This window comes from Actinoplanes sp. NPDC051633, assembly GCF_040681735.1.
Lineage (GTDB): Bacteria > Actinomycetota > Actinomycetes > Mycobacteriales > Micromonosporaceae > Actinoplanes.
The window spans coordinates 1-5,781 of sequence record NZ_JBFAZH010000450.1; the positions used below are offsets into that span (position 1 = coordinate 1).

The 5,781-nt window shown below is 71.3% G+C and carries 6 protein-coding genes; 1 reads left to right on the top strand and 5 read right to left on the bottom strand.

Annotated features, from left to right (window positions below; all coding sequences use genetic code 11):
• Positions 1-40 precede the first annotated feature (40 nt).
• The 4 genes from AB0M20_RS23480 to AB0M20_RS23495 form a co-directional block, all read right to left on the bottom strand.
• Entirely contained in the window at positions 41-463 is a 423-nt protein-coding gene (locus AB0M20_RS23480; protein WP_364301473.1) for a TraR/DksA C4-type zinc finger protein, read from the bottom strand.
• A 221-nt stretch (positions 464-684) separates the two neighbouring features.
• Positions 685-1,320 carry a uridine kinase gene (locus tag AB0M20_RS23485; protein WP_364301476.1) on the bottom strand — a complete coding sequence of 212 codons (636 nt, stop codon included), beginning with the start codon at positions 1,318-1,320 and terminating at the stop codon, positions 685-687.
• Complete coding sequence (locus tag AB0M20_RS23490) at positions 1,317-1,853, bottom strand: winged helix-turn-helix domain-containing protein (RefSeq protein ID WP_364301478.1); 537 nt, start codon at positions 1,851-1,853, stop codon at positions 1,317-1,319. Before AB0M20_RS23490 ends, AB0M20_RS23485 begins: the two co-directional genes overlap by 4 nt.
• 209 nt (positions 1,854-2,062) lie before the next feature.
• On the bottom strand, positions 2,063-2,437 hold the full coding sequence (locus AB0M20_RS23495; protein WP_364301480.1) for a signal peptidase I: 375 nt from the start codon (positions 2,435-2,437) through the stop codon (positions 2,063-2,065).
• Between the two features lie 25 nt (positions 2,438-2,462).
• Here AB0M20_RS23495 and AB0M20_RS23500 point away from each other — a divergent pair, with 25 nt between their 5' ends.
• Entirely contained in the window at positions 2,463-3,353 is an 891-nt protein-coding gene (locus AB0M20_RS23500; RefSeq protein WP_364301482.1) for a DUF3500 domain-containing protein, read from the top strand.
• Positions 3,354-3,356: 3 nt separating this feature from the next.
• Here the strand turns inward: AB0M20_RS23500 and secA2 are convergent, their stop codons facing one another.
• Entirely contained in the window at positions 3,357-5,648 is a 2,292-nt protein-coding gene (gene secA2 / locus AB0M20_RS23505) for an accessory Sec system translocase SecA2 (RefSeq protein WP_364301484.1), read from the bottom strand.
• Positions 5,649-5,781: the final 133 nt, after the last annotated feature.

The window sequence follows — 5,781 nt, forward strand, 5'->3', positions numbered from 1 at the left end:
GACCAACTGGTCGGCGGACCGGTGCGCTGCCTGTCGGAGGTCAGCCCGCGCGGCGCTCCCGCGTCGACTTGCAGGCCACGCAGGTGGTGGCGGACGGGAACACCTCGAGCCGGGCGGCCGGGATGGGCTTGGCGCAGCCCTCGCAGTTGCCGTACGTGCCCTCGGCGAGCCGCTGCAGTGCCAGCTCGGCCTGCTCACGACGGTCCAGCAGGGTACGCAGCAACGACGTCGCCGCGTCCCGTTCGGCGGTCTTCGACCCGCTGTCGGCCTGGTCGTCGCCGGCGGCGTCGCCGATCTCCACCAGGCGCAACTTGTGGTTCTCCGCCACGGCCAGCGAGTACTCGGCGTCGAGCGCCTCGAACCGCTCCCGGAGCACCACCCGAAGCTGCTCGACTTCCTCCGCGGAACGCCCCTTGGCGGTCTCGGATCCCTTACCCGTGATCACTGCTCCATTGACGAGCATGCGTCCCCCTGCCTTCCCTCTGCCCCTGACCGGTGGGCTTCCCCGCAGGCGAAACTTCACACCGTGGTGCCGCCTGATACCCGCCGCCGAAGATCCCAAACCGGATCTTCGCTGAAAAGTAGTCGGAGCATAACTGTCCGTGTGGGTTTCCGCTACGGACCTCGCGAACGGGTCGTCGCGTCGCAGGTCGTGGGCCCTGGGACGGTCCAGAACGTAGGACCTCAGAAGCCGTCCTCGACGACCGCCGGGTGCTTCAGATCGTCGACCCGGACGACCAGATCGGCGAGCGACGTGGGGTCGACCTCATCCCGGTAGCGGGCATAGGCCGGGATCGTCCAGCGAAGATCATCGGGGATGCGCCGGGCCAGCGCGGCGGGCGAGACGTCGAGGTGCACGGTGAAGTCGAAGGGCAGGACGCCGCCGAGCAGGAGGGCGCCGCTGACGATCACCACCGCGCCGGGCGGGAGCGTGACGTAGGGTTCCCGGGCCGCCCGATCGGTCGCGGCGTCCCACAGGCGGGTGATCACCCGGCCGCTGCCGCCGGGGGCGGTCGGGTCGAGCACCTCGCGGCGCAGCCCGGCCTCGTCGACCCAGCCGTCATAGAACGCGTCCGGATCCGTGCGGCCGAACTCCAGACGCACCGAGGCGGGCCGGAGGAAGTCGGCGGTGCTGACCCGGACGGCCGGGCGGCCGCGGACCCGCAGCGGATCGATCAGGGCGTCGGCGAAGGCGTCCGGCTCGGCGGCCGGCGAGCCGTCCACGGCCACCCGGATGAATCCGCCGGGCGCCGAGTGGCCGGCGAGGCGGTCGGCCAGCTCCTCCGCGAGGGCCTCGGGTGAGACCGGGCGGACTCTCACTCGTGAGGCACGACCACGACGCGCGCGTCGTCGGCCAGGCGGTAGCCCACGCCATACACCGTCGTGATCAGCGGGACCTGCGGGCCGAGCTTGAGCCGCAGCCGGCGCACGTGCACGTCGACCGTGCGCTCGCCGGTGTGCTCGTAGCCCCACACGCCGGTCAGCAGCTGGGCGCGGGAGAAGACCCGGCGCGGGTTGCCGGCCAGGAACTGCAGCAGCTCGAATTCCAGGCGGGTGAGCGGCAGCGCGAGGCCGTCGACCAGCACCCGGCGCGATGCGGTCAGCAGCCGGACCTCGGGACCGTCGCTGACCGGCTCGGTGAACGGCGCCGGGACCGGCTCGCTCACCTGGCCGCCGGCGGCCGCCAGCTCACGGACGGCCTCGATCAGCCGCTCGGCCTGCGGGCTCATCGCCTCATCGGTGATCGGGATGGTGATCGTCAGGGTCAGCGCCGCCGGCGCTGTGTTGCTCGCGACCGCTGAGCCTCCGGCGAGGGCCGAAGAGCCTTCGGGATCGCGCCGCGGGGCCGGCACCCTAGGCAGGCGCGTGCCGTGCCGCCCGGTCCGCCCTTTGACTGCCGCCACCGGCATGGTCGCGCCCTCCCGTTACCGAACTCAAATCGCGGAGAAAATGCATTTCTCCATCCCTGGCCGCGAAAACACTAGCGCGAGCACCCGCCGCGCCGCAGTCGGGTAAGACTCGTTTCGGTGTGCGATTTCCGTCACGAAACGCTTTTGTTTATCTATTGGTCATGCGAAAGCCGCCAGCCCGGCAGCGAAGGCCAGCGCACGGTGAGTACGACGGTCTCCTCGTCACCGGCGCGCCACGAGTGGTCCTCCCCCGGACCCCAGACGACGTAGTCACCGGGGCTGCGCAACACCACCGTGCGATCCCGCAACTCGATGTCGAAAGCGCCCTTGATCAACACCAGCAGGGCGGTGCGGGTTTCGTCGGTGGCCCACGCCGCCCGCCGGTCACCGGGCGGGTGGATGCCCCATTTCACCTCGACGTCGCGCGAATGCAGCAGATCGCCCTCGGGCATGAAATGGCCGAGCAGCCACCCCTGATTCGGGATCCCGTCCTCGGCGGCGCGGCCCACGTAGACGCTGTCACCCACAGCCGCCAACGCTACCCTTCCGGGTGTGGAGGAGCAGGCAGCGGCGTTTCTGGCGGAGCTCGGCGAGGCACAGCGGGACGTGGCGTGCCGCCCGTTCGACGACGGTGAACGCCGCTGGCTGGAGTACCGGCCGGAGTACCGGCCCGGGCTCCTGCTCGCCGACATGGGGACGGCCGCCCGCAAGGCCGCGCACCGCCTGCTCGCCGCCGCCCTGAGCCCGCCGGCATACGCGCAGGCGATGGCCGTGATCGCGCTCGAGGAGGTGCTGGACCGCCAGGAGGGCTGGCGGCGCGGCCGGCACAGCGAGGACTACCGCGTGGTCGTCTTCGGGTCGCCGGCCGACGATCGGTGGGCGTGGCGGTTCGAGGGGCACCATCTGTCGGTCACGATGACCACCGTGGACGGTGTGGTCTCACCGGCACCGGTCTTCCTCGGCGCCAACCCGGCCCGCGTCGACCTGGCCGGGCAGCCGGTGCTGCGCCCGCTGGGCATCGAGGAGGATCTGGGCCGCTCCCTGCTGCTGTCGCTGCCGCCCAAGCTGCGCGACCGGGTCGTGGTGGCCGACCGGGCGCCCGGCGACATCTACTCGGGCCCCCGGCCGAGGTCGTCGCCGATCGAGCCGGCCGGCGCGCCCCGCGCCGACCTGCCCACCGCCGCCCGGTCCATGTTGGACGAGCTGGTCCAGGTCTACCTGGGCCGGCTCTCCCATCCGATGTCGACGGACAACCTGCACTTCGCCTGGGAGGGCGGCCCGGGGCCGGACGCCCCGCACTACTACCGGATCCAGGGCGACGATCTGCTCATCGAGTTCGACCAGACCACACCGGACGGTAACCACGCGCACACGGTCGTACGGCGGCCACGCGGGGAGTTCGGCGAGGACATCCTCGCCGAACACCACGCGCGCGGATCGTGACGGTCAGTTGCCGCTGTTGGTGAGGCGCCGGCCCACCGCCGCGATGAGACGGTCCAGTTCGGAGCCGAACGGGTTGTCGTGCACCAGGTACGTCCAGGTGGCGCTCGGCCGCACGATGTCGGCACGGTCCGGCTGCCAGCCGTCGGTGAGGTCGACCTCCTCGAAGGTGGCGATGGTGCGCGCCTCGATCTCGGTGAAGACCTTCTGGAACGCGGGCACCGCGGCCCGGTGGAACTCGTCCAGCGGGTCCAGCTTGCCGAGCGCGCGCAGGTGCACGCCCTCACGGACCTCGGAGAGCTCGGCCAGGTGCTCCGCCCACAGCCGGTCGAGGTGATAGAGCGCGATCGCCCGGCCGGCGTCGGAGAGGACGTCCTCGTCGATCTCCTTGGCCTTGTCCGGTGAGCGCTCCAGCAGCATGATCGCGGCCACTTCGGAGGTGAGCAGCCGCTCGCGCCGCTCGGCCATGGCCACCCGCTGCTGCTCGATCACCACGCTGTACCGCCAGGTGTTGCGGTGGATCTCGTGGTTCACGCCCTCGGCGACGCGCTGGGCGTGCTCGACCGCGTACTCCACCGCGTCGTCGTGCACGACGCCGTCCATGTCCATCCGCGGCGAGGCCGGCAGGATGTCGCCGGCGTGCCGGGTGACCAGCTCGTCCTCGAGGCTGACGAAGAACACCGAGCCGCCCGGGTCGCCCTGCCGGCCGGCCCGGCCGCGCAGCTGGTCGTCCACGCGGCGGCTGTCGTGCCGGCCGCTGCCGATCACGTACAGGCCGCCGAGCTCGACCACCCGGTCGCGGTCCTTCTCGTCGCTGCCGCCGAGCCGGATGTCGACGCCACGGCCGGCCATCTGGGTCGAGACGGTGACCGCGCCCAGGGCGCCCGCCTCGGCGATGATCGCCGCCTCCTCGGCGTCGTTCTTCGCGTTCAGCACGTTGCTCGGCACACCGGCCGCGGCCAGCTGCTTGGCCAGCAGCTCGGACGCCTTCACATCGAGCGTGCCGATGAGCACCGGCCGGCCCTTCTCGTGGGCCAGCTTGATCTCCTCGACCAGCGCCTCGTCGCGCATGTCGTGCGCCGAGTAGATGCGGTCCGGCTCGTCCTCGCGAATGTTCGGCGTGTTCGGCGGGATTACCGCGACCTCGAGCTTGAAGTACTCGCGGAGCTGCTCGCCGACGTGCACCGCGGTTGCCGTCATGCCGCACACGGTCCGGTACAGAGCGATGTAGGCCTGCACTGTGATCGTGTCCAGCACCTCGCCCTCGGCGGTCGCGGACAGGCCCTCCTTGGCCTCCACCGCCGCCTGCAGGCCGTCGGGCCAGCGGCGCCGCTGGGCCACCCGGCCGCGCATCTCGTCGATCAGCTCGACGCTGCCGCCGCGCACGATGTAGTCGACGTCGCGGCGCAGCAGCGCGTGGGCGTGCAGCGCGACGTTCACCGCGGAGAGGTGCTCGACCTGATCGTCGGCGTACAGGTCGATGCCGAGCTTCGCCTCGAGCTTCTGCAGGCCCGCCTCGGTGAACGCGACGCTGCGGCCGTCGTCGGCGACCTCGTAGTCCTTGCCGTTGCGCAGCTCGCGGACCAGGTCGGCGGCCTCGTGCACCGGGTCGGCCTCGGTGGTGAGGCTGCCGGCCAGCACCATCGGCACGCGGGCCTCGTCGATCAGGATCGAGTCGGCCTCGTCCACGATGGCCGTCGCGAGCTCGCGCTGCACCCGGTCGGCGATGTCGGTGACGAGCTGGTCGCGCAGGTAGTCGAAACCGGCCTCGGAGACCGACACGTACGTGACGTCGGCGGCATACGCCTCCCGGCGCTCCTCCGGCGTGGACGCCTCGGTGACCCAGCCGACGGTCAGGCCGAGCAGGGTGTAGATCGGCTCCATCCACTCGGCGTCGCGGCGGGCCAGGTAGTCGTTGACCGTGAGCACGTGCACCGGGCCGTTGCCGAGCCGCACATGGCCGTAGGCGGCGATCGTCGCCGTCAAGGTCTTGCCCTCACCGGTGGCCATCTCGGCGACCTTGCCGGCCAGCAGCGCCATCGCGCCGAGCAGCTGCACGTCGAACGGCCGCTCCTGGATCGTGCGCCGGGCCGCCTCGCGACCCAGCGCGCAGATCTCGGTGTAGTCCTTGGCCTCGCCGGCCGCCTCGGTGAGCGCCGCGTCGTCCAGCTCCTTGAGAGCCTCCTCGCGCGCCTCGATGGCCGGCAGCCGCTTCTCGAACGGCGCGAGATCGACCGTCGTGCCCGGACGCTGCAAGAACTTGCGGAACCGCTTCTTGAACCGTGACGACACACCCATGGCCGGTTACGGTACTTCACTTTCCTGGACGGATGGTGCCGACTCCCGGCACCAGCAGCTGATGCGTGGCCAGCTCCCGATACAGGGGGCTGAGCTCGAACAGTTCGTCATGTGTCCCACCGGCCACGACGCC

Excerpts from the sequence above, each read along its gene's own strand:
- AB0M20_RS23480 (WP_364301473.1), bottom strand. The coding sequence starts at position 463 with ATGCTCGTCAATGGAGCAGTGATCACGGGTAAGGGATCCGAGACCGCC.
- secA2 (WP_364301484.1), bottom strand. The coding sequence starts at position 5,648 with ATGGGTGTGTCGTCACGGTTCAAGAAGCGGTTCCGCAAGTTCTTGCAG.